General features: G+C 65.4%; 18 protein-coding genes and 1 pseudogene. 1 reads left to right on the top strand and 18 read right to left on the bottom strand.

Annotated features, from left to right (window positions below):
• Nucleotides 1-25: 25 nt before the first annotated feature.
• The 10 genes from BLS75_RS26225 to BLS75_RS26180 form a co-directional block, all read right to left on the bottom strand.
• Nucleotides 26-451 carry an acyl-CoA thioesterase gene (locus BLS75_RS26225; RefSeq protein ID WP_011058845.1) on the bottom strand — a complete coding sequence of 142 codons (426 nt, stop codon included), beginning with the start codon at nucleotides 449-451 and terminating at the stop codon, nucleotides 26-28.
• Complete coding sequence (locus BLS75_RS26220; protein ID WP_072452074.1) at nucleotides 444-1,988, bottom strand: HAL/PAL/TAL family ammonia-lyase; 1,545 nt, start codon at nucleotides 1,986-1,988, stop codon at nucleotides 444-446. Before BLS75_RS26220 ends, BLS75_RS26225 begins: the two co-directional genes overlap by 8 nt.
• The gene (locus tag BLS75_RS26215; protein WP_072452073.1) at nucleotides 1,969-2,925 is read right to left on the bottom strand and encodes an LpxL/LpxP family acyltransferase; all 957 of its coding nucleotides are present in this window, start codon (nucleotides 2,923-2,925) and stop codon (nucleotides 1,969-1,971) included. The genes BLS75_RS26220 and BLS75_RS26215 overlap by 20 nt, the downstream gene beginning before the upstream one ends.
• Complete coding sequence (locus BLS75_RS26210; protein WP_015633886.1) at nucleotides 2,922-3,656, bottom strand: glycosyltransferase family 2 protein; 735 nt, start codon at nucleotides 3,654-3,656, stop codon at nucleotides 2,922-2,924. Before BLS75_RS26210 ends, BLS75_RS26215 begins: the two co-directional genes overlap by 4 nt.
• Nucleotides 3,657-3,721: 65 nt before the next feature.
• Nucleotides 3,722-5,395, bottom strand: a complete 1,674-nt coding sequence (locus tag BLS75_RS26205) for an ApeI family dehydratase (RefSeq protein ID WP_072452072.1) — start codon at nucleotides 5,393-5,395, stop codon at nucleotides 3,722-3,724.
• Nucleotides 5,392-5,937 carry a COG4648 family protein gene (locus BLS75_RS26200; RefSeq protein ID WP_011058849.1) on the bottom strand — a complete coding sequence of 182 codons (546 nt, stop codon included), beginning with the start codon at nucleotides 5,935-5,937 and terminating at the stop codon, nucleotides 5,392-5,394. The genes BLS75_RS26205 and BLS75_RS26200 overlap by 4 nt, the downstream gene beginning before the upstream one ends.
• Nucleotides 5,934-6,188, bottom strand: a complete 255-nt coding sequence (locus BLS75_RS26195) for an acyl carrier protein (protein WP_011058850.1) — start codon at nucleotides 6,186-6,188, stop codon at nucleotides 5,934-5,936. The genes BLS75_RS26200 and BLS75_RS26195 overlap by 4 nt, the downstream gene beginning before the upstream one ends.
• Nucleotides 6,189-6,197: 9 nt before the next feature.
• The gene (locus BLS75_RS26190; protein ID WP_011058851.1) at nucleotides 6,198-6,470 is read right to left on the bottom strand and encodes a phosphopantetheine-binding protein; all 273 of its coding nucleotides are present in this window, start codon (nucleotides 6,468-6,470) and stop codon (nucleotides 6,198-6,200) included.
• A complete protein-coding gene (locus BLS75_RS26185) occupies nucleotides 6,439-7,260 on the bottom strand; it encodes a lysophospholipid acyltransferase family protein (protein WP_011058852.1) in 822 nt (273 codons plus the stop codon). The genes BLS75_RS26190 and BLS75_RS26185 overlap by 32 nt, the downstream gene beginning before the upstream one ends.
• A complete protein-coding gene (locus tag BLS75_RS26180) occupies nucleotides 7,236-7,955 on the bottom strand; it encodes a beta-ketoacyl synthase chain length factor (RefSeq protein WP_011058853.1) in 720 nt (239 codons plus the stop codon). Before BLS75_RS26180 ends, BLS75_RS26185 begins: the two co-directional genes overlap by 25 nt.
• A 345-nt stretch (nucleotides 7,956-8,300) precedes the next feature.
• Here BLS75_RS26180 and BLS75_RS26175 point away from each other — a divergent pair, with 345 nt between their 5' ends.
• Nucleotides 8,301-9,071, top strand: coding sequence for a ParA family protein (locus BLS75_RS26175; protein WP_072452071.1), 771 nt, complete (start codon nucleotides 8,301-8,303; stop codon nucleotides 9,069-9,071).
• 51 nt (nucleotides 9,072-9,122) lie between these two features.
• On the opposite strand, the gene trxC is transcribed toward BLS75_RS26175, so the two are convergent.
• The 8 genes and pseudogenes from trxC to BLS75_RS32655 form a co-directional block, all read right to left on the bottom strand.
• The gene (trxC, locus tag BLS75_RS26170; protein ID WP_072452070.1) at nucleotides 9,123-9,557 is read right to left on the bottom strand and encodes a thioredoxin TrxC; all 435 of its coding nucleotides are present in this window, start codon (nucleotides 9,555-9,557) and stop codon (nucleotides 9,123-9,125) included.
• 99 nt (nucleotides 9,558-9,656) lie between these two features.
• Nucleotides 9,657-10,607 (bottom strand): hypothetical protein, encoded by a 951-nt coding sequence (locus BLS75_RS26165; RefSeq protein WP_239690691.1) that lies wholly within the window; start codon nucleotides 10,605-10,607, stop codon nucleotides 9,657-9,659.
• 26 nt (nucleotides 10,608-10,633) lie between these two features.
• Complete coding sequence (locus tag BLS75_RS26160; RefSeq protein WP_072452068.1) at nucleotides 10,634-11,578, bottom strand: hypothetical protein; 945 nt, start codon at nucleotides 11,576-11,578, stop codon at nucleotides 10,634-10,636.
• A gap of 82 nt (nucleotides 11,579-11,660) precedes the next feature.
• Nucleotides 11,661-12,101, bottom strand: coding sequence for an IgaA/UmoB family intracellular growth attenuator (locus BLS75_RS26155; RefSeq protein WP_072452067.1), 441 nt, complete (start codon nucleotides 12,099-12,101; stop codon nucleotides 11,661-11,663).
• A 174-nt stretch (nucleotides 12,102-12,275) separates the two neighbouring features.
• Nucleotides 12,276-13,739, bottom strand: coding sequence for a protein adenylyltransferase SelO (locus BLS75_RS26150; RefSeq protein WP_072452066.1), 1,464 nt, complete (start codon nucleotides 13,737-13,739; stop codon nucleotides 12,276-12,278).
• Between the two features lie 49 nt (nucleotides 13,740-13,788).
• The gene (gene mscK / locus BLS75_RS26145; RefSeq protein WP_011058860.1) at nucleotides 13,789-17,142 is read right to left on the bottom strand and encodes a mechanosensitive channel MscK; all 3,354 of its coding nucleotides are present in this window, start codon (nucleotides 17,140-17,142) and stop codon (nucleotides 13,789-13,791) included.
• 62 nt (nucleotides 17,143-17,204) lie between these two features.
• The gene (locus BLS75_RS26140) at nucleotides 17,205-18,947 is read right to left on the bottom strand and encodes a potassium/proton antiporter (protein WP_011058861.1); all 1,743 of its coding nucleotides are present in this window, start codon (nucleotides 18,945-18,947) and stop codon (nucleotides 17,205-17,207) included.
• Between the two features lie 176 nt (nucleotides 18,948-19,123).
• Nucleotides 19,124-19,420: pseudogene (locus tag BLS75_RS32655) on the bottom strand (methyl-accepting chemotaxis protein); the annotation flags it as partial.

Raw genomic sequence — 19,420 nt, 5'->3', positions numbered from 1 at the left:
TTGGCGAGCAAGCTCGTTCCTACCTTCATGGCAAGGCCCTCGCGACGGCATCGGTGAAGACCTTGGGCGAGGCCAGTTGCATTTCCCGGCTGGCGATCTCCACGGCCACCTGCACCGAGCTGGCGCGGGTCATGCGCTCGCCCGTGGCCTGGTCGGTGATCAGGTAGTTGATCTTCAGCCGGCTTTCCCACTCCACCAGGCTGGCGCGCACGTTCAGGGTCTGGCCGAACACCGCGCCGCGCACGTAGCGCAGTTGCAGGTCGATCACCGGCCAGGCGTAGCCGGATTCGAGCATCTGCTGGTAGTTGTGGCCGAGCTTGTCCAGCAGGGCGCAGCGGGCGACCTCCAGGTATTTGACGTAATGCCCGTGCCAGACGACGTGCATGGTGTCGACGTCGAAGAAGGGCACCTGGATCTGGGTGTCGGCGTGGATCACTCCCTTGCTACGCATGCAGCCTCCAGTGTTGTTCGGCGATGCGTTGCAGGCACAGGCGCAGTTCGTGCTCCAGGGCGCGGTCTTCGATCACCGGTGCGAAGTCCTCGGCCAGTTGCCGGTGCATGGCATCCAGGGCTGGTGGCAAAGGCCGGGCATCGGCTTCCTGGCCGCGCAGCCAGACCCCCTGGTTGGCCGCCAGCAAGGTGGCGGCGGCCACTTGTTCGGTGAGCTCCAGCACGCGGATCGCGTCCCGGGCGGCGATGGTGCCCATGCTCACCTTGTCCTGGTTGTGGCACTCGGTGGAGCGCGAGAACACGCTGGCCGGCATGGTGTTTTTCAGGGCCTCGGCGGTCCAGGCGCTGGCGCCGATCTGCACCGCCTTGAAGCCGTGGTTGAGCATGGCGCGCTCGGCGCTGGCGCCGGAAAGGTTGCTCGGCAGGCCGTGGTTGTAGCGCACGTCCACCAGCAGGGCCAGTTGCCGGTCCAGCAGGTCGGCGACGTTGGCCACCAGGTTCTTCAGGCTGTCCATGGCGAAGGCGATGTGCCCGCCATAGAAGTGCCCGCCGTGCAGCACGCGCTCGGCCTCGGCGTCGATGATGGGGTTGTCGTTGGCGCTGTTGAGCTCGGTCTCGATGAAACCGCGCAGCCAGTTCAGGCTGTCGGCCAGCACCCCCAGCACATGGGGGGCGCAGCGCAGCGAGTAGCGGTCCTGCAGGCGATGCAGGGGCGCGGTTGGCGCGTCGATGGCCAGGTCCTGGCGTAGCCAGGCGGCCACTTGCATCTGCCCCGGGTGCGGCTTGGCGGCGAACAGGCGTTCGTCGAAATGTTCCGGATTGCCCTGCAGGGCCACCACGTTGAGGGCGGTGATACGGGTCGCCAGGCGCAGCAGGTAGTCGGCCCGGGCAAAGGCCAGGCAGGCCAGCCCGGTCATTACCGCGGTGCCGTTCATCAGCGCCAGGGCTTCCTTGGGCCGCAGCACCAGGGGTTCCCAGCCCAGCTCGCGATGCACGTCGGCGGACTCACGCCGCTCGCCGCGGAACATCACCTCGCGTTCCCCGGACAGGGTGGCCGCCACATAGGACAACGGCGTCAGGTCGCCGCTGGCGCCCACCGAGCCCTCTTCCGGGATCAGCGGCAGGATGTCCTGGTCGAGGAAGGCCTGCAGGCGCTCCAGCAGTTCCACGCGCACCCCGGAAACCCCGTGGCACAGCGACTGCAAGCGCGCCGCCAGCACCGCGCGGGTTGCCTGGGCGTCCAGCAGCTTGCCCAGGCCGCAACCGTGGAAGGTGTACAGATGGCGCGGCAGCGCCTCGACGTGCTGCAGCGGCACCGCCACCACGCAAGAGTCGCCGTAGCCGGTGGTCACGCCGTAGATCACCCCTTCCTTGTCCAGCAGGGAATCGAGGAACTGCGCGCCCTTGGCGATCCGCTGGCGCCAGGCGGCGTCGCTTTGCAGGCGCGTCGGCACCTGGCGGTTGGCCAGGGCCAGCACGTCTTCGATGCGCAGGGGGTGTTCGCCGAAGGTTACCGGCTCATGGGTCGAGGTCGTCATCGGTCTTCCAGAATGGGTAAAAGTTGAACCATTGTTGCGGGGCTTGCAGGCAGTACTGGCCCAGGCGCTCGGCGTAGCGGGCGGTCCACTGGGCGATCACCTGCTGGCGGTCATTGCGTTTCCACTGCACGGCGTCGGCGAAGGGCTCGAGGATCACCTGGTAGCGGCCTTGCTGTTTCAGGCACAGCAGCAGGTTGACCGGGCACTTGAGCAGCCCGGCCAGCAACCAGGGGCCCTGGGGGAAGGCGGCCGGGTGGCCGAGGAAATCCACCCGCACGTTGCGCCCGCCGTGCAGCGGCACGCGGTCCCCGGCAATCGCCAGCCATTCGCCACGATCCAGGCGCTGGCTCAGTTGCAGCATGATCGCCGGGTCCAGCTCGCTGACCTGGATCAGCCGCAGGTTGCTGGCCCCGGCTTCGCCCAGCAGGCGGTTGAAGCGTTCGGCGTGCTTGGTGTGCACCAGCACGTTCATGGTCACCTGCTCGCCCAGCTCGGCCAGGGCCCGGCACACTTCCAGGTTGCCCAGGTGCGCGCCCACCAGCATCTGCCCGCGTTCGCCGCGCAGTTGGTGGCGCAGTTGCGCCGGGTCGACGATCTCGATCTGTTCGATGCGCAGTTTGCCGTTCCACACGTCGAGCTTGTCCAGCAGGGCGTCGGCAAAAGCCATGAACTGGCCGAACACCCGCCCGTGGCTGGGGCGCAACTCGTCGCGCCCGCTCCATTGGGCCAGGTGCTGCTGGTACTGCCAGATGCTGCGCCGGGCCCGGCGGCCGAACAGGAAGAAGTAGAACACGATGGCGTACAGCACCGGGCTCAGCAGCCGGCGCCCCAGCACCCGCACGCCCAGGGCGGTGAGCTTCATCAGCCAGAAGCTGCCGCGCTCCTGATGGTCGGCCCAGTGTTCGTTGCCGGGCTCCTTGGGTTGCTCCTGGCTCATGGACGCCACCGGCGCCAGAGGATCAGCGGCAGGCGCGCCAACATGCCGAAGAACAGCTTGGCGTGCATCTTCGAGATCAGCGCGTTGTCATGGAACAGGCGAAAGTGCGAGAGGCCGTCCTGGGGATAGTGGACCCGGGTCGGCAGCCAGCGCATGGGCTGGTTGCGCCAGGCCAGGCGCACCAGGATCTCCGGATCGAAGTCCATGCGCCGGCCCAGTTGCACCGAGTCCAGCAGGGCCAGGGTCGGTGGCAAGGGGTAGACCCGGAAGCCGCACATGGAATCGGGAATCTGCAGTGACAGGCTGTTGATCCAGACCCACACGTGGGTCAGGTAGCGGGCATACAGGCGCCCCTTGGGCACGCTGGCGTCGTACTGTGGATAACCGCAGACCAGCGCCTCGGGGTGGGCCTGGGAGTGCTGGATGAAGTTATCCACATCCGTGAGGTCGTGCTGGCCATCGGCATCGACTTGCAGGGCATGGCTGAAGCCCAGCTGCGCGGCTTCGCGCAGGCCGGCCATGACCGCGCCGCCCTTGCCCTGGTTGATCGCCAGGCGGATCAGGAACACCTGGTCGAGGCCGGCCAGTTGCTCCAGCACCGCCGCGCATTGGGGGCTGCTGGCGTCGTCCACCAGGACACAGGGCAGGCCGCGGGCCAGGAGCGCCTCGACCACCGCCGGCACGGCGGTTTCATGGTTGTAGACCGGGATCACCGCGCAAGGCTTATGCATGGCAGCGGGCCCCTTCAGCGTAGACGCTGGCTTGCCAGCGAATCCCGGGCGCGACGCCGTACAACTTATCCACAGCTGGCCTCCAGGACGATCCGCCCGCTGGAGCAGGGAGCCCCGTCATTGAGGTAGGCGAAATACAGTTTCTGGCGCTGGGCATCGAAACGCAGGTTCAGCTGGATGCGGTCGCCGGGGCGTACCAGTTGCTGGAACTTCAGCACTTCCATGCCGGCGAAGCGGCCCGGCAGCTCCAGCAGTTGCTGGCCCAGGGCCAGGGCCCAGTCCACCTGCACCACCCCCGGCAGCACCGGGGTCTGGGGGAAGTGCCCGCTGAAGTACGCCAGGTCCGGCGGAATGGCCAGTTGCAGCTGCCACTCCTCCTCGTGCTGCCGTTGCTCCAGCACTTCCGGGGCTTGCGGGCGTGGAGCCAGCAGCAGGGCCTGGACTTGCGCCTGGGGCAGCTTGCCCTGGCTGTTCAGCGGCAGTTGCCGCACCAGGCGCCAGCGCCGGGGCAGGGCCAGGGCTTCGCAATGCCCGGCCAGGTGCTGGCGCAGGGCCTGGGTCAGGTGGCGCCGGCCCTGGTTGCGCAGGGCATGCAGGCCGGGCTCGCTGAGCACCAGCAGGGCGCCGAGGTAGGCGCGGTTGTCTTCGATCACCCCGAGTCGCGCTTCCGCCACCCATTCGTGGCTGGCCAGGGCCTGCTCAAGCATGGGCAGGGAAATGCGTTTTTCTTCCAGCTTGACGATGCGATCCAGGCGCCCCAGCAGTTCGAAGCGCCCGTCGGCGGCGATCCGCGCGGCGTCGGCCGTGTGTTCCACATGCCCGGCCGGCAGGTAGGGCGAGGCGATCAACAGCGCGCCGTCGGAATCCTGGCTCAGCCGTACATCGGCGAAGGGCTGCCACAGGCCTGGCCCCTGGCGCCAGGCGATGCCGCCGGTTTCCGAGCTGCCGAGGATTTCCGTCGGCCATTGCTGCAGGCGCTGGTGCAGGCCGCTGGCCGCTTCGGCGGGCAAGGCGCCGCCGGAGGAAAATACCCGCCGTACCTGGCTCAGGGCCGGCCAGTCGAGGTTGTCGCCCATGCGCTTGAGCAGGGCCGGGCTCGCCACCCAGGCAAACGTCGGGCACTCGCGGCTGGCCCGTTGCAGGTCTTCGGGAAATGGCAGCTGGCGGCGTACAAAAGGCCGCCCGACGCACAGTGGCCAGAGCACGCGGAACAGCAGGCCGTAGATGTGCTGGGTGGCGACGCTGCCGATGATCCAGGCCTGGCCCAGGTCGGCGCCCCACAGGTGTTCCAGGGCGACGACCTCGTTGGCCAGTTGCCGCAGGTTCTTCTCGATGCGCTTGGGTTCGCCGCTGGAGCCGGAGGTGCACAGGCTCAACTGGCAGGTGTCCAGGTCCAGCTCGGCCGGGGCCAGGGGGCTGGCCTGCAACTGGTGCAGGGGCGTGTCCTGGTCGGTCAGCCACAGGTCGACTTCGCTCGACCAGCGCTGGCGGGTCTGGGCTTGCAGGTCGGCGGGCAACAGCACGCTGGCCCCGGCACGCCAGGCGCCGAGCAGGGCCACCGCCAGTTCCACGGCGTCTTCCAGGTGCACCGCCAGGCGCCGTACGCCACGGGCTTGCAGGGCAGCGGCCAGGCTCAGGGCCTGTTCCTGCACGGCCCCCAGGTCGATGGCCGGCGCGGCGCTGACCGCTCGCGGCGTATGTAGCTTGAGCAACAGCTGCTCAAGGGGAATCCAGTTCATCTACGGCCTCTTACCCGTTGTCGTAACAGCCATTCAATGGCAAACAGCAGGCCCATCAGCCCGTAGGCGATCAGGCCGTTGTACAACGTCCACCAGCTCAGCGGCGCCCACAGGGTCAGGGCCGCGGCGAGCATTCCGTTACAGAGGAAAAACACGCTCCAGGCGACGGTCACCTGGCGCGTATAACGTATGGCCTTTTCCGGCAATTGCGGCTCGCTGATGCGGGCCAGGCGCTCTGCCACCGGGGGGCCGTATTTCAGGCTCAGGCCGAACAGGCCGAGCATGAAGGCGCTGATCAGCACCGGGTACCAGCGCAGCAGCGCCGGGTTGTCGAACCAGGCCAGCAGCAGGCAGAACGCGATCGCCGCAATGGCCATCCACAGGCTGCCGGGGCGGCGTTCGCCGGTCAGCGCCCGGGCCAGCCACAGGCCGCCCAGCAGCAGGCCGAACTGCCACGGAGCGAAATGCTCCATGCCGAAGTACACCGCGAAGGGGTAGAGCAGGCCGGCCAGCAACAAGCCCAGGCCGATCAGCCGGCTCATGCGGCCGGCTGGACCAGACGGTAGACCGCCTCGACCACGTCGTTGACGGTGCGCACCGACTTGAATTCCTCGGCGGCGATTTTCTTGCCGGTCTGGCGCTTGATGTGGTCGATCAGGTCGACCGCATCGATGCTGTCGATTTCCAGGTCTTCGTACAGGTTGGACTCGAGGCTGACGCGCTCGGGCTCCAGTTCGAAGAGCTCGACCAGGGCATCGCGCAGGGTGTTGAAGATATCGTCACGGGTTTGCATGGTCGGTTCTCAAGCTGCCTGTTTTGCAGTGACGAACGCCGCAAGGCTCGCCACGTTGCTGAAGTGGTTGCGGGTGTCCTTGGCGTCGGCGTCGATCTTGATGCCGTACTTCTTCTGGATCGCCAGGCCCAGCTCCAGGGCATCCACCGAGTCCAGGCCGAGGCCTTCGCCGAACAGCGTCTGGTCGTTGCCGATGTCCTGGGCACTGATGTCTTCGAGGCCCAGTGCGTCGATGATCAGCAGTTTGATTTCAAGCATCAGGTCCGGGTGTGTATCGCTCATCTCTGGCGAGCTCCTTAATGAAAAAATGGTGCAAGTGCTCATTGAGCTTGCGCGAAGCCTGGGGCGCCGGGCCCTGGGCTGCAAAGGTCTGTGGGTCTATATCGGCACCGACGTGAAAACTGAAGTGCACACGGCGTTGCGGGATGCGGTACCAGGGCTCGGCCTTGGTCAGTGTGCTGGGGCTGACCCGGATCACCACCGGGGTGATGATCTTCGCACCGCGCAGGGCAATGGCCGCCGCTCCCCGATGAAAGGCTGGAGCGGCACCCGGCTGGGTGCGGGTGCCCTCGGGAAAGACGATCAGGGTCTGGCCTGCCTGCAGCGCCCCGCAGGCACTGTCGAGCATGTCCATGCTGCCGTCGTTGCTGATGTACTGGGTGGCGCGCACCGGGCCGCGGGTGAAGGGGTTGTTCCACAGGCTCTGCTTCACCACGCAGTTGGCGTCGCGGACCAGGCCGATGAGGAACACCACGTCGATCAGCGAGGGGTGGTTGGCGATGATCATCTGCCCCGGTCGCCCGAGCCGCTCGGCGCCCTGGACCTCATAGGTGAGCACGCCGCTCCTGGCCATGAAGCGGATAAACAGCCAGAACAGCCGGCTGACGGTCTTGCGCGCCCGCTGGCGCTGGCGCTGGGCGTCGCCGGGCAGGCAGGCGAGCAGGGGGAAAATCACCAGGCGCAGGCACAAACCACCTATTCCGAACAGTGCAAAGCTCAGCGCCGTGGCCGTCAGGCGCCAGTAGTAGGCATTGCGGCCCTTGGCGCTCAGTGGTTGCGTTGCCAGGTCCATACACGATTCATCCAGGCATGTTGGCAAAAGGTCTGCGCGCCCAGCAGGGTACGCAGCAGATTCAGGGCGTGGGGCCATTGGGCCCTGGGCGTTTGACCGTCATGGCTGCCCAGGGACAACTGCCAGTCGTCGCCGGGGGTCAGCAGCAGGCCCAGGGCATAGGGGAACGGCACGTCGTCGATCCAGCTGGCATAGGCCTCGGGCGGTTGTTCCTCGGTGATCACCAGCAGTACATGGGGGGCGCCGTCGGCCAGCAGCGTGGCCGCCTCCAGCAGGCCATGCTCAAGGCCATCGCCGGCAGCGGCCAGGGCCGTCATTTCGCTGGTTTCGCCGCGCATGATCGACCACAGGCCGATCACTGCATTGTGTACCGAGAGGCTGAACTGGGTGGGCGACAACGGCTGCTCGGCGGCCAGGTCGCTGAGAATCTCGAAGGTGCGCGGGGTTTCGCCATGCCGGGAGATGAACACCAGCGGCAGTTGTTCCAGGCCCTCGGCCAGGGGCCAGCCGACGCTGAATGCCATGCGCGCCAGTCGGCTGAGACGGCGCCGCTGCATGGCGGGGAGAAAGGATACATCGGGGGCGGCATCGCTGTTTTCAGGCAGGGCCGGTTGACGGCTCCAGGCCTGCCAGGCGTCCACGCTTTCGAGCCCAGGGGCCCACGCACGCCATTGAGCGATGTTGAACTTGATCACTTGATTTCATCCCGCCCCTGCGGGCTTCCTTGACGCGGCATATCGCTTCGAACGGCGATTGGCCTGAGTGACGCGAATGCGTCAGTGGCGCGCATTATCCCGGTGCGACTGGCTTGTAGCAAATGCTCCTTGGCCTGTTGGTCGCAAAAGCGAAAAATCCGACGCGATGCGAGGTGTCTTTTTGCCACTATCTGAAGTCTTTCAGTCCCAGGTCGATCTCGGGGCCGACATTGCCCAGTGTTTGTGCCAGGGCTGCGGGCAAGGGAAATCTGTGTGGCAGCAAGGTAGCTAAGGGGCCGCGTGGCCTACTACACTCGGTGATCTTTGATACAGGGAGGTCTAGACATGCGGCGTGTGGTGTTCAATCAGAAAGGTGGCGTGGGCAAATCCAGTATTGCCTGCAATCTGGCGGCGGTCAGCGCCAGCGAGGGCTATCGCACCTTGCTGGTGGACCTGGATGCCCAGGCCAACTCGACCCAGTACCTCACCGGCCTGACCGGCGAGGACATTCCCATGGGCATTGCCGATTTTTTCAAGCAGACCCTGTCGTCCGGCCCCTTCGCCAAGAAAAACCAGGTGGATATCTACGAGACCCCCTTCGACAACCTGCACGTGATCACGGCCACCGCCGAGCTGGCGGACCTGCAGCCCAAGCTTGAGGCCAAGCACAAGATCAACAAGCTGCGCAAATTGCTGGATGAGCTGGCCGAGGATTACGACCGGATCTACCTCGATACCCCGCCTGCCCTGAATTTCTACGCGGTATCGGCGCTGATCGCGGCTGATCGTGTGCTGATCCCCTTCGATTGTGACAGTTTTTCTCGCCAGGCCCTGTACGGCCTGCTGGCGGAGATCGAAGAGCTGAAGGAGGACCACAACGAGGGGCTGGAGGTCGAAGGCATTGTGGTCAACCAGTTCCAGGCCCGGGCCAGCCTGCCGCAGCAGATGCTCGACGAACTGATCAGCGAGGGCCTGCCAGTGCTGCCGGTGTACCTGGGCAGCTCGGTGCGCATGCGTGAATCCCACCAGGCCAGCATGCCGCTGATCCACCTGGACCCACGACACAAGCTGACCCAGCAATTCGTCGACCTGCACAGCCTGCTGGAAAACGCCTGACCCTCAAGAGGCCATGAGCACAGGGTTTGGCCTGCGGCTCTTGGCGCTGCGTCAAATCCCCTGGCTGCGCAGCCAGCTCAACAATTGCGGTAGTGGCAAGGCACCGCTTTGCCGGGCTACTTCCCGGCCGTTCTTGAACAGGATCAGGCTGGGAATCGAACGGATGCCCAATTGCGCCGACAACTGCGGGTTGGCCTCGCTGTCCAGCTTGGCCAGGCGGCACTTGCCACTGAGCTGTGCGGCGGCTTGCTGGAAGGTCGGTGCAAAGGATTTGCACGGCCCGCACCAGTCTGCCCACACATCCACCAGCAACGGCAGGTCGCCCTTGATCTGGCTGGCGTAGTCGCCCTGTTTCAAGTCAAAGGGTTTGCTCAGCAAGACCTCGGCCTTGCAGCGCCCGCACTTGGGGTGGTCCCCCAGGCGCTCGGCGGGAATGCGGTTGAGGCCGTTGCAGTGCGGGCAGGGGATCAGCAGTGGGTCGGACATGGTCGGGCTCCGCAAACAGGGTAGAGCGCCTTAGATGGCGGCGCCCGGGGGCAATATCAAGTCGCAGCGGTTGGCTTGGAGCCGTTGCGGCTCCAGGGCTCATGCGCTGGGCGGGGCCAGTTCGACGCTGACCAGGCGGTCCATGGAGCGGCCGATGTAGAAGGTAAAGGGCCGCCCCAGCGCCATGGCCATGCCCTCGCACCTGCCCATGAAGCCGATGTGTTGCAACGGGGAAATCTCCCCGTCCTCGTGGTACTGCAGGCCCAGGGAGCCGACGCTGAAGCCGAGGCGGTCGGCCCGGCGGTCCGCTCGCGTGCCCCAGGAGGTCTTGATCGCGGACAGCTGGATGCGGTTGTCGAACAGCATCTGGTTGAGCGTGGGGTTGGCGAAAGTGATGTTGCCGAACAAGTATTGCGCCGGTTCGCGCTTGCCGTCTTTCCACTCCAGATACAGGTTGTAATCCCCTGTGCCGCTACCGGCCTTGCTGCCCATCTGGCTGAACGGCATGCCCGGCGCCTGGAGGGTGGCCTGGTATTGGCAGAACGCCTCGTTGGGCGTTCCGGTGGCCGCGAGCTTGCCGCTGATCAACTCCTCCATCGAGTAATGAAACAGCACGTCGGCGTATTTCACCGGCTCCAGCGCCAGGGAGAAGCGTCGCGGCAAGGCCATGGCCCTTTTGCGGTACTCGGGGGTGGTGTATCTCCCGGTTTGCGGGGCGATCTCCAGAACGGCTTCGAAGGTGCCGGCTGCGCGTGCCTCGACAATTTCGCTGAACAGCGCTTGCAGGCGCTGGCGCTGGGGTTCGGGCACGCTGCTGTCCAGGCTGATATGCAGGGTCTTGTCGTCCTTGCGGTCCATTTCCAGGCCGATGGCGTCGGGTTCGATGCCGATCCCGGCGGCCATCTGAGTGATGGCCTCTGCGAAGTACGGCACTATCCGGGCCTGCTGGGGGTTGCCCACTTCTTCCTGGAAATGCAGGGTGAGGTAGGTCTGCTTGCAGCCGGTCAGCAGCATCAGCAACAGGGCGGCAGTGGAGAGACGTCGGTTCAATGGAAATCCTCGTCGCATAGTGGCTGTTAGCGGTAATCGACGCTGGTCAGGCGATCCAGGGTCCGGCCCATGTGAAAGGTGAACGGCCGGCCCAGGGTCTGCATCTTCTGGTCGCACAGCGCTTGCAGCTCGTCCTTGCGGGTGTCGAAGGCCAGGGCCGAGGTCAGGGTCTGGACGCCGATGGAGCCGATGACGATGGCGAATTCGTCAAGGGGCACCGGGGCGGGCCGGGTGATCTTCGAGCTGGATGGCCAGGCCTGGACGGTTTTGTGCTGCAGGAGCCGGTTCAGGTCCGGGTCATCGAAATGCACCTTGAGTGGCACCTTGGCAATGCTGCCGCCGCGGGTCAGCAAGGAGATCAGGCCGCGCTCGCTGTTGTCCTGCTCAAGGGCTTCGTAGGCGATCAGTTTCAAGGGCCTGGGCATGGCCAGGCGCGCGGTGATCTTGCAACTGACCGGGCCTTCGATTTCGCTCGCGTTGACGATGGCCTGCATGCTGTCTTCGTAGCTGCGGTCCAGCAGCATGCCGAACTCCGGCTCGAACGCCAGGGTGGCGTCGATGTTGTCCGGCAGGTCGCTGGTGCCGGAAGGGGTGACCTTGGCATGGGCGTTGTCCAGCTCCAGGCGCAGGTTCATCGAGCTGGCATTTCGCGCGCTGACGACCTGTTCGAGGATGGCCTTGAGGCTGCCCCGTTGTTCCGGGCTCAGGGAGTAGTCCACCAGGCGCAGGTGAATGACCTTGTCGTCCTCCTTGTCCCGCTCCAGGGCGATGGCATCCGGGTCCAGGCCCTGGGCGCCGAGCGCGGTGTAAATGCTGTGTTTGTACGCCTCGTGCACCAACTGGTCGGAGTATTGCGGGCCGGCCTTGGGGTCGGAGCGCACCGACTCCTGGAAGTGCAGGGTGGCGAAGTCTTCCTTGCACCCGGCCAGCGACAGCAGCAGGGGCAACAGCAGCAGGTAGCGACGTTTCATGGCGGACTCTTGCAGGGCAGCGATGGTGGCAGGGCTCGGGGCATGGGCGAGCGGTGAAGGTGGCAGCCAGGCCGCCAGTGCGTCATGGGGCCAGGCGATGCCCGTTGAGGCCGATGACCACGGCGAACTTCTTGGCGATCACCACTTCGGCCTGGTTGTTGTCGGCCAGGAAGCTTTCCATCGGGAAGGGAAATTCCACGGGAATACCGGCGATCGACATATGTTTCACCGACTGGACCTGCAGTTCCAGCCCGTCGCTCGCGGTGCCGCCGCTAATCAGATAGACGCTGTCGCTGATTGGCTTGTAGGACATGCCGCCGCTGCCCTGGATGCGTTGCAGGCTGGCGGTCTGTTTGGCCAGCTCGTCCAGTTCGGCCTGGGTAATGCTGCGGTGCGCCTTACCGTGCAAGTGCAGGTCCTGCAGGTTCATGCGGTACTTGGCGCGGCGGCTCAGGTAGATGACGACCGAGACCAGGCTGAAGACGGCCAGGACGAGGGTGGCCAGGGTGAAGAACAGGTTCATGTGCATCCTTGCAGGTACTGGAAATCAGGGCGCGCATTATCCCTGCCCGTCAGTGGCGGGTCCATGCGCAATCCCAGGTTGAGCCAGTGCTGGACGGCAAGCGCCTGTTCAACCTGCGGCAGGTCCGCAGGTTGGCCTAGGGCTTGAAGGTATCGATGGACAGCTTCGCCCGACTCAGGACGAACAGCTGATTTCCAGGTGCTTGCCCCACTCCGGCGGGCGTTCGGCGTAGCTGTCCATGCCGGGCTGTTCCTCGAAAGGCTGGCTCAGCACCTGATGCAGGCGGCGCACTTCGCTGTAGTCCCCGGCTTCTGCGGCGTCGATGGCTTTCTGCGCCAAATAGTTGCGCAGGATGTACAGCGGGTTGACCGCGTGCATGCGCTCGCGGCGCAGGTCCTGGCCCTGGATCGGATCGCGGGCGACCCGTTCCCGGTACAGCTCGGCCCAGGCGTCGAAGCCGTTGCGGTCGACGAAGTCGTCCCGCAGCCGTGCCAGCGCCTGCTCCGGGGCGTGCTCCCCCAGCCGGCGGAAGAACAGGCTGTAGTCGACGCCGCTGTTCTGCATCAGTTGCAGCAGGCGTTCCACCAGCTTCTGGTCGTCATCCTCGGCCTGGGTGAAGCCCAGGCGCCGGCGCATCAGGTCCAGGTAGTGGGCCTGGTACAGCGGCAGGAACAGGCCCAGGCTTTCGCGCAGCGCCTCGACACTGATGAACGGCGTCAGGGCCTGGGCCAGGGCGTTGAGGTTCCACTGGCCGATGGGTACCTGGTTGCTGAAGGAGTAGCGCCCCTGATCGTCCGAGTGGTTGCAGATGAAGTGGGCGTCGAAATCGTCGAGGAAGGCGAAGGGGCCGAAGTCGAAGGTGATGCCCAGGATCGACATGTTGTCGGTGTTCATCACCCCGTGGCAGAAACCGTAGGCCTGCCATTTGGCAATCAGCTCGGCATTGCGCTCGACGATCTCGCGGAACATCGCCAGGTAGGGTTCAGGCAGCTCTTGGCACTCGGGGAAATGCAGGGCCAGCACATGCTCCCCCAACTGCTTCTGCTGCTCGGGTTTCTTGGTGTAGTAGAAATACTCGAAATGGCCGAAGCGGATATGGCTCGGTGCCAGGCGCAGGACCATGGCCCCGCGCTCCTGCTTCTCGCGCCAGACCGGAGTGTCCGAGCCGATCACGCACAGTGCGCGGCTGCTGGGAATGCCCAGGGCATGCAGGGCCTCGGAGGCAAGGAATTCGCGGATCGACGAGCGCAGCACCGCGCGGCCATCGCCCATGCGCGAATAGGGCGTCTGGCCGGCGCCCTTCAGGTGCAGGTCCCAGTGTTCTCCCGCCTGGTTGTAGACCTCGCCCAGCAGCAGCCCGCGGCCGTCCCCCAATTGCGGGTTGTAGGAGCCGAACTGATGCCCGGAATAGACCATCGCCCGGGGCTCGGCCTCGGCCCACAGCTTGTGCCCGCCGAACAGTTCGGCGAACACCGGGGTTTCGGCCACGGCCGGGTCCAGGTCCAGCAGCGCCATGGCGCCAGGGCTGGCGGCCACCAGCCGCGGGTTGTCGAGGGGTTCGGGCAGTACGTGGGTCGAGAAGGCGTCGCCCAGGCGGGCGAAGCGGTTGTCGAAGGTCAGTTCGTCGAGGGCTTTCAACGGCCATCTCCCAGCAGAATGTCCGAGTATTCTGCTGGGGAAAGAGGCCTTAGTCGAGTTTGCTGGCCGGCGGTTCCTGCAGCGGCTTGCCCTCGGCCACCGGGACTATGGTCTTGGCCTCGGGTTCGATGGGCACCATCTTGTATTCCTGGCCGTGGAGGTTCTTCAGGTAGACCTCCATCTGCCGGAACGAGATGTTGATGTGCTGTTTCTTGAACTCGCGGTTGATGAAACGGTTGACCTCGTCGACCACCGGGTTGCGGTCCCCCAGCTCGCGCACGTGCATGCGCAGCTCATGGTCCAGGGTGCTTTCACCGAAGTTCAGGAAGTACACATGGGGTTCCGGTTCCTTGAGTACCCGCGGGTTCTCCCGGGCAGCCTTGAGCAGCAGTTCCTTGACCAGGTCCAGGTCCGAACCGTAGTCGACACCGAGCTTGAGGGTCACCCGGGTGATGGTGTCGGTCAGCGACCAGTTGATCAACTGCCCGGTGATGAAGGTCTGGTTGGGGACGATGATGTCCTTGCGGTCGAAGTCGGTGATGGTGGTGGCGCGGATGCGGATCTTGCTCACGGTGCCCGACAGGTTGCCGATGGTGATGGTGTCGCCGATCCGTACCGGGCGCTCGAACAGGATGATGATGCCGGAGATGAAGTTGGCGAAGATCGCCTGCATGCCGAAGCCCAGGCCCACGGACAAGGCGGCCACCAGCCATTGCAGCTTGTCCCAGCTGACCCCCAGGGTCGACAGGGTGGCGACGAAACCTATCCCGGCGATGGCGTAGGACAGCAGGGTGGTGGTGGCATAGGCGCTGCCCTGGGCCAGGTCCAGCTTGGACAGCACCAGTACCTCCAGCAGGCCAGGCAGGTTGCGCGCCAGGGCGAAGGTGATGCCGACGATGATCAGCGCGCCGATGACGTCGCCGATGCTGATGGGCACCATGCTCATGTTGGCGCCGGTGCCGCTGGTGTATTCGTAGAGGGTGACATTGTCCAGGTAGGAGAACACCGTGATCAGGTCCGCCCATACCCAGTACAGCGCCGCCATGAAGCCGCCCAGCAGGGCCAGGCGGATCAGGCGCAGGGATTGCTCGTTGACCTTCTCGATATCCAGGGTCGGCTCTTCCACCACCGCCTCGCCGCTTTCCCCGGCTTCCTTGGCGGCCTGGCGCTTGCTCAGCGCGCGCTGGTAGGCCAGGCGCCGGGCCGCCACGCTCAGGCCGCGGACGAAGGTGGCCTCGATCACCAGCCAGAACATCAGCAGGTACAGGGTGTTGATCAGCCGGTCGCTGAGTTTCAGGGCGGTGTAGTAGTAGCCGAAGCACACGGCGATGAACAGGGCGATCGGCAGCAGGGTGAAGAGCACGCCCACGGCCTTGCGGAACAGCGAGGTGTTCTGGTGGGTCGGGCTGCTCAGCAGCAGGCGGCTCAGCAGCCAGGCCATCAGCGCATAGCAGGTCAGCACCACGGCGATGCCCAGCACGTCCTCGGCCAGGGCCGCGGGTTGGTGCTCGGCCACCGCCACCACGGCCACAAGTGCCAGGACCACCAGCCCCAGGCGGCGGACCCAGCCCTGGAGGAATTCCACCTGGGGTTTTTCCCAGCGGAAATGCAGTTCCGCCACGCCGCCGGGGGCGAGGATCCGATAGGCGGTATAGAACACCAGCCAGGCCTGGGCGATCTGCAGCAGCGCGGCGCCGAGGTTGGCGTTCTGCCCACGGGCGTCGATCTGCAGGGCGTAGCCGCACAGGGCCAGGACCAGGGTCACCGGCATCGCCAGGAGGATGTTCACCAGGATCGCCAGCGGTGTGTGCCACTGGCTGTCGCGTTTGAAATGACCGATGTCCTTGTGCACCTTGTTCAGGCGCGCATACAGGGCCTTGCGCCGCCACAGCAGGGCGCCGAACAGCAGCGCCAGGGGCAGGAACAGCAGTGGCCGCTGGGCCAGGCCGTCAGTCAGTTCGCTGAGGCTGGAGGCCCAGGGCAGGGTAGTGACCTGGCGCTCCAGGCGCACGGGGACGCTTTGCAGCCACTCGGCGTCCAGCGGCTTGTTGCTGGGGATCCAGAACATCTGCTCGTCGAGGGTCGCTCGCAGGCTCTGGGAAGTGCTGAGCAGTTGCTTCTGGTTCAACTGCAGGGTGATGGATTCATTGAGCAGCGCGCTCAGCTCGCGGTTCAGGCGCTCCAGCAGGTCGGCGCGGGTGATGGCGAGATCGATCAGGGTCCGGCGCAGTTGTGGCGTGACCTGTTCCGGGGGTTGGTTCTTGAGCAGGTTGTCGACGTAGGTGCTGGGGCTGCCCAGCAGCTCGCGCTGTTGATTGACTTCGAACTGATAGAGGCGGATGTCGGCGATTTCGTCCGCCAGGTCGCGGTCCAGTTTCAGGCGCGGCAGGGCCTGCTTCTGTTTATAGAGGATCTTCGACAGCAGCAGGCTGCCCTTGAGCACGTTGATCTGCTCGTCCAGGGCCGCATCGCTCTGGGTCACGCTGTCCAGCTGCTGCTTGGTCAGCAGGTTCTGCTGGGTCAGTTCGTTGAGGCGGTCGGTGCTTTTGAGCAGGTAGTCGGAGAGCCTGAGGTTGCTGGCGCTCTCGGTGGCCAGCAGGCTGCTGCTCCCGGCCTTCTGCGCCTCGATGGACTGCTGGGTCACGGTTTCCTGGGACTGGGCCAGGCGCTTCTGGTTGATCAGGGTCTGCAGGTCCTGGATTTCCTGCTCCAGGCGCGCGGTCTTTTCCATCAGCAGGTCATGCTGGCTACTGCCCAGATCCTGCAATTGGCTGTTGCCGGCCAGTTCCTGGCGGCGCAGGGGGATCAGCGCGTTGATCGCTGCCAGCTCGGCGTTGAGCAGGTTGCGCTGGTCGGCGCTGAGCAGCTTGCCGCCGTCCTTGCCGGATTTGAGTGCGGCGTTGATCTGCAGGATGCGCGTCTGGCTGCTGCTGATCTCCGCCTGGGCGCGCTCGGGGCGGGTCTGGGCGGTAATGTCCAGGGTATTGGCGTCGGCCAGGGCCTTTTGCAGGTCGCCCTGCAGGCTGGTGCGCTCGGTCAGCAGCTGTTCGAGCTGCGATACCGGCAATGAGCCGTAGCGCTGGATCACCGGGACCACTTTGCTGGCTTTCAGGCGGGCCAGTTCGCGCTGGTTTTCCGATGTCTGGCGCGGGGCATTGCTCAATTGCTGCTTGAGATCGCTCAGGCGCTGCTCATAGTTCTGCTTGTTGGCCAGCTGGTTCAGGGTGTTCTGCAGCAGGGTCTGCAGGGCCTTCTGGTCGGCCTCCGGCAGTTTGCGCTCGGCGATCTTGTCCAGGCTCTGCTGGACCGCCTCGGCGCTGGGCGGGTCACCGCCCTGTACCGCGCCGACAGAGAGGCTCAGGCCCAGCAGGGCAACAGCGAAAAATTTACGCAGGATAGGCATAGAGGTCGGTCAAGCAAGTAGGAATAGGGGGCGCCATGCCGGGGGCTGACGCGTTCCGCAGTTTAGAGGAAGAGTCCGGGGCCGGGGCGACTTCCTTCGGGGAATCTGACGCCGACCTTGCCGATCTTGTTCCCGTCCATCACGGCCACGGTCCAGATGGTGTTGTTCCATTCCACCTGGTCGCCGACCACCGGTGCACCACCGACCTTCTGGGCGATGAAGGCGCCCAGCGGCATGTCTGCGTCCTGGCCGTCGAGCTTGAGCCCGTAGAGCGCCGAGACCGCGCCCAGCTGGGCATCGCCCTCGAGCACGAAGTCACCGAAGAAGCGCAGGTCCAGGCCGCGTTCCGGAGCCTGGCTGAAGAGTTTGCCCAGGGCCGGGAGGTTGTGTTCATGGCCGATCACGCACAGCAGATCGTCGGCTTCGAGCACCGTACTACCCGACGGATGGAGCAGTTGCTGGCCACGAAACAGTGCGGCGATGCGCGTGCCCTCGGGCATTTTCAGCTCCCGCAGGGCGGCGCCGATGCACCATTTCTCCGCCCCCAGGCGGTAGACGAACAGCTCCCACTCGCTGGTGACGTGGACTTCCAGGGCCGCCCGGGAGATCGGTGCCGGCTCCGGTGGAACCGTCACCTTCAGCCACTTGGCCACCCACGGCAGGCTGGTGCCCTGCACCAGCAGCGAGATCAGGACGATGAAGAACGCCAGGTTGAAGTACAGCTGGGCATTGGGCAGCCCGGCCATCAGCGGGAACACCGCGAGAATGATCGGTACCGCACCGCGCAGCCCGACCCAGGAAATGAAGGCCTTTTCCCGGCCATGGAAGGCCTTGAACGGCGCCAGGCCCACCAGCACCGACAGCGGTCGGGCGAACAGGATCATCCACAGTGCCAGGCCCAGGGCCGGCAGGGCGATGGGCAGCAGGTCGTGGGGGGTGACCAGCAGCCCCAGCACCAGGAACATGCCGATCTGTGCCAGCCAGGCCATGCCGTCGAGCATGTGCAGGATGCCGTGGCGGCTGCGTACCGGGCGGTTGCCGATCACCAGGCCGCACAGGTACACGGCGAGGAAGCCGCTGCCGTGCAGGGCGTTGGTCAGGGCGAACACCACCAGGCCGCCGGCCACCACCAGGATCGGGTACAGACCGGTGGCCAGGTGGATGCGGTTGACCAGTTGCAACATCAGCCAACCACCGCCCAGGCCGATCACCGCGCCGATGCCGAACTCGCGGATCAGGTCCGTCAGCAGGCTCCAGTGCAGGCCGGTGTGGCCGCTGGCGAGCATGTCGATCAGGGTCACGGTGAGGAACACCGCCATTGGGTCGTTGCTGCCGGATTCGATCTCCAGGCTGGCGGTGACCCGCTCGTTGAGGCCCTTGCCCCCCAGCAGCGAGAACACCGCGGCGGCGTCGGTGGAGCCGACGATGGCGCCGATCAGCAGGCCCTGGATCAGGTTGAGGTCGAACAGCCAGGCGGCTGCCATGCCGGTCAGGCCAGTGGTGATCAGCACCCCCACCGTGGCCAGGGACAGCGCCGGCCACAGGGCCACGCGGAAACTCGCGACCCGGGTACGCAGGCCGCCGTCCAGCAGGATCACGGCCAGGGCCAGGTTGCCCACCAGGTAGGCGGTCGGGTAGTTGTCGAAGATGATGCCGCCGCCGTCCACCCCGGCGGTCATGCCCACGGCCAGGATGATCACCAGGATCGGGATGCCCAGGCGCGATGAAAGTGAACTCACCAGAATGCTCGCACCTACCAGCAACGCGCCGATCAAGAACAGGCTGTTGATGGTCGTCGCATTCAAAGGCAGTACTCCAGGGCGAAAAAGGCGGGCGCAGGCTGACCATGCAGTCTGCGTGCCAGCGATTCTAACCTGTTGAAATACGCCACTGTCAAAAAGCTTTTGGCGACAGTGGCGGATTCCCCAGGTGCGAATTCCGGCGCCGTTTTACCGGCGCCATCCAGGGCTGGCGGGGTGTTTCAGAGGCGGAAGCGGGCAACCATGCCGTTGAGGTCCACGGCCAGGCGCGACAGCTCGTTGCTGGCTGCACTGGTCTGGTTGGCACCGGTGGAGGACTGCACCGACAAGTCGCGGATGTTCACCAGGTTGCGGTCCACTTCCCGGGCCACCTGGGCCTGTTCTTCAGCGGCGCTGGCGATCACCAGGTTGCGTTCGTTGATCTCGATGATGGCGCTGTTGATGGTGTCCAGGGACAGGCCGGCACCTCGGGCGATATTCAGGGTCGATTCGGCGCGTTCGGTGCTGTTGCGCATGGA

This window comes from Pseudomonas sp. NFPP12 (assembly GCF_900103205.1).
Classification (GTDB): domain Bacteria; phylum Pseudomonadota; class Gammaproteobacteria; order Pseudomonadales; family Pseudomonadaceae; genus Aquipseudomonas; species Aquipseudomonas protegens.
This window is presented reverse-complemented; position numbering and strand designations above follow the sequence as displayed.

Excerpts from the sequence above, each read along its gene's own strand:
- BLS75_RS26225 (WP_011058845.1), bottom strand. The coding sequence starts at position 451 with ATGCGTAGCAAGGGAGTGATCCACGCCGACACCCAGATCCAGGTGCCC.
- BLS75_RS26220 (WP_072452074.1), bottom strand. The coding sequence starts at position 1,988 with ATGACGACCTCGACCCATGAGCCGGTAACCTTCGGCGAACACCCCCTG.
- BLS75_RS26215 (WP_072452073.1), bottom strand. The coding sequence starts at position 2,925 with ATGAGCCAGGAGCAACCCAAGGAGCCCGGCAACGAACACTGGGCCGAC.
- BLS75_RS26210 (WP_015633886.1), bottom strand. The coding sequence starts at position 3,656 with ATGCATAAGCCTTGCGCGGTGATCCCGGTCTACAACCATGAAACCGCC.
- BLS75_RS26205 (WP_072452072.1), bottom strand. The coding sequence starts at position 5,395 with ATGAACTGGATTCCCCTTGAGCAGCTGTTGCTCAAGCTACATACGCCG.
- BLS75_RS26200 (WP_011058849.1), bottom strand. The coding sequence starts at position 5,937 with ATGAGCCGGCTGATCGGCCTGGGCTTGTTGCTGGCCGGCCTGCTCTAC.
- BLS75_RS26195 (WP_011058850.1), bottom strand. The coding sequence starts at position 6,188 with ATGCAAACCCGTGACGATATCTTCAACACCCTGCGCGATGCCCTGGTC.
- BLS75_RS26190 (WP_011058851.1), bottom strand. The coding sequence starts at position 6,470 with ATGAGCGATACACACCCGGACCTGATGCTTGAAATCAAACTGCTGATC.
- BLS75_RS26185 (WP_011058852.1), bottom strand. The coding sequence starts at position 7,260 with ATGGACCTGGCAACGCAACCACTGAGCGCCAAGGGCCGCAATGCCTAC.
- BLS75_RS26175 (WP_072452071.1), top strand. The coding sequence starts at position 8,301 with ATGCGGCGTGTGGTGTTCAATCAGAAAGGTGGCGTGGGCAAATCCAGT.
- trxC (WP_072452070.1), bottom strand. The coding sequence starts at position 9,557 with ATGTCCGACCCACTGCTGATCCCCTGCCCGCACTGCAACGGCCTCAAC.
- BLS75_RS26160 (WP_072452068.1), bottom strand. The coding sequence starts at position 11,578 with ATGAAACGTCGCTACCTGCTGCTGTTGCCCCTGCTGCTGTCGCTGGCC.
- BLS75_RS26155 (WP_072452067.1), bottom strand. The coding sequence starts at position 12,101 with ATGAACCTGTTCTTCACCCTGGCCACCCTCGTCCTGGCCGTCTTCAGC.
- mscK (WP_011058860.1), bottom strand. The coding sequence starts at position 17,142 with ATGCCTATCCTGCGTAAATTTTTCGCTGTTGCCCTGCTGGGCCTGAGC.